Origin of the sequence: Frateuria flava, assembly GCF_017837635.1 — a bacterium.
Classification (GTDB): Bacteria; Pseudomonadota; Gammaproteobacteria; order Xanthomonadales; family Rhodanobacteraceae; genus Frateuria_A; species Frateuria_A flava.
In genome coordinates, this window is the sequence record NZ_JAGJRS010000039.1 from 1 (window position 1) to 2,500 (window position 2,500).

Below are 2,500 nucleotides of genomic sequence, written 5' to 3' on the forward strand. Positions count from 1 at the left end.
CCTCGCAGTCGCACCCGGATACTCCTGCAGGAACGTGCGCAGGGGAAGTGCTGCGCCCAGGCGATAGGGCGGCAAGCCGAGGAGGGGCCGGCGGCTTGCCGAAACGCGCGCAAGAAAAAACCCCCACCGAAATCGGTGAGGGTTTTTGGATAAAGCCCCTGGCGGTGACCTACTCTTGCATGGACAAGCCACACTACCATCGGCGCGGCTGCGTTTCACTTCCGAGTTCGGGATGGGATCGGGTGGGACCACAGCGCTATGGCCGCCAGGGAAGGGGTTGAAGCAGCGCTGAGAGCGCCGGCTTCAAGAGGGGTAAACGAGTGACAAGCGAGTTGGTGAATCGAGATGTTTCGCTAAGGGTTGCGAAGCGTCTTGGGGTTATATGGTCAAGCCGCACGGCGCATTAGTACGCGTAAGCTCAATGCATTGCTGCACTTCCACATCGCGCCTATCAACCACCTGGTCTTGATGGTGCCTTAAGGAGAGTCAAGCTCTCGGGAGATCTCATCTTGGGGCGTGCTTCCCGCTTAGATGCTTTCAGCGGTTATCACTTCCGTTCGTAGCTACCGGGCAATGCCTCTGGCGAGACAACCCGAACACCAGCGGAACGTCCACTCCGGTCCTCTCGTACTAGGAGCAGCCCCCCTCAAATCTCCAACGCCCACGACAGATAGGGACCGAACTGTCTCACGACGTTCTGAACCCAGCTCGCGTACCACTTTAAATGGCGAACAGCCATACCCTTGGGACCGGCTACAGCCCCAGGATGTGATGAGCCGACATCGAGGTGCCAAACACCGCCGTCGATATGAACTCTTGGGCGGTATCAGCCTGTTATCCCCGGAGTACCTTTTATCCGTTGAGCGATGGCCCTTCCATACAGAACCACCGGATCACTAAGACCTACTTTCGTACCTGCTTGATCCGTCGATCTTGCAGTCAAGCACGCTTATGCCTTTGCACACAGTGCGCGATGTCCGACCGCGCTGAGCGTACCTTCGTGCTCCTCCGTTACGCTTTGGGAGGAGACCGCCCCAGTCAAACTACCCACCATACACGGTCCCTGACCCGGATTACGGGCCTAGGTTAGAACGTCAAGCACTTCAGGGTGGTATTTCAAGGATGGCTCCACGCAAACTGGCGTCTGCGCTTCAAAGCCTCCCACCTATCCTACACAGAAGAACTCAACGTTCAGTGTAAAGCTATAGTAAAGGTTCACGGGGTCTTTCCGTCTTGCCGCGGGAACGCTGCATCTTCACAGCGATTTCAATTTCACTGAGTCTCGGGTGGAGACAGCGCCGCTGTCGTTACGCCATTCGTGCAGGTCGGAACTTACCCGACAAGGAATTTCGCTACCTTAGGACCGTTATAGTTACGGCCGCCGTTTACTGGGGCTTCGATCAAGAGCTTCGCCTTGCGGCTGACCCCATCAATTAACCTTCCAGCACCGGGCAGGCGTCACACCCTATACGTCCACTTTCGTGTTTGCAGAGTGCTGTGTTTTTGATAAACAGTCGCAGCGGCCAGGTTACTGCGACCCATCAGAGCTCAGCTACGCATGTAGCCACCCCGATGGGCGCACCTTCTCCCGAAGTTACGGTGCCATTTTGCCTAGTTCCTTCACCCGAGTTCTCTCAAGCGCCTTGGGATTCTCACCCTGCCTACCAGTGTCGGTTTACGGTACGGTTTTTCTATAGCTGAAGCTTAGTGGCTTTTCCTGGAAGCGTGGTCTCAGTCACTTCGCCCAATAGGGCTCGTCTCGGTGCTCGGCATAAAGCATCCCGGATTTGCCTAAGATGCATGCCTACCGCCTTTCCCCGGGACAACCAACGCCCGGTAGACCTAACCTTCTCCGTCCCCACATCGCACTATAGAAAAGTGCAGGAATATTAACCTGCTTCCCATCGACTACGCATTTCTGCCTCGCCTTAGGGGCCGACTCACCCTGCGCCGATGAACGTTGCGCGAGGAAACCTTGGGCTTTCGGCGTGGGGGCTTTTCACCCCCATTATCGTTACTCATGTCAGCATTCGCACTTCCGATACCTCCAGCAGACCTCTCGATCCACCTTCACAGGCGTACGGAACGCTCCTCTACCGCGCACATTGCTGTGCACCCCGAGCTTCGGTGTCTAGCTTAGCCCCGTTAAATCTTCCGCGCAGACCGACTCGACCAGTGAGCTATTACGCTTTCTTTAAAGGGTGGCTGCTTCTAAGCCAACCTCCTGGCTGTCTATGCCTTTCCACATCGTTTTCCACTTAGCTAGAACTTGGGGACCTTAGCTGCGGGTCTGGGTTGTTTCCCTTTTCACGACGGACGTTAGCACCCGCCGTGTGTCTCCCGGATAGTCTGTCCTGGTATTCGGAGTTTGCCATGGTTTGCTAAGTCGCGATGACCCGCTAGCCATAACAGTGCTCTACCCCCAGGAAGATTCGTCCGAGGCGCTACCTAAATAGCTTTCGAGGAGAACCAGCTATCTCCGAGTTTGTTTAGCCTTTCA

2 rRNA genes (1 of these 2 cut by a window edge) are annotated in these 2,500 nt (G+C 55.9%); both read right to left on the reverse strand.

The window, feature by feature from the left end:
• Positions 1 to 156 precede the first annotated feature (156 nt).
• Positions 157 to 270 (reverse strand): 5S ribosomal RNA (gene rrf / locus J7I44_RS16735).
• Between the two features lie 112 nt (positions 271 to 382).
• Positions 383 to 2,500: ribosomal RNA gene (locus tag J7I44_RS16740) — 23S ribosomal RNA — on the reverse strand; it runs 761 nt beyond the window's last position.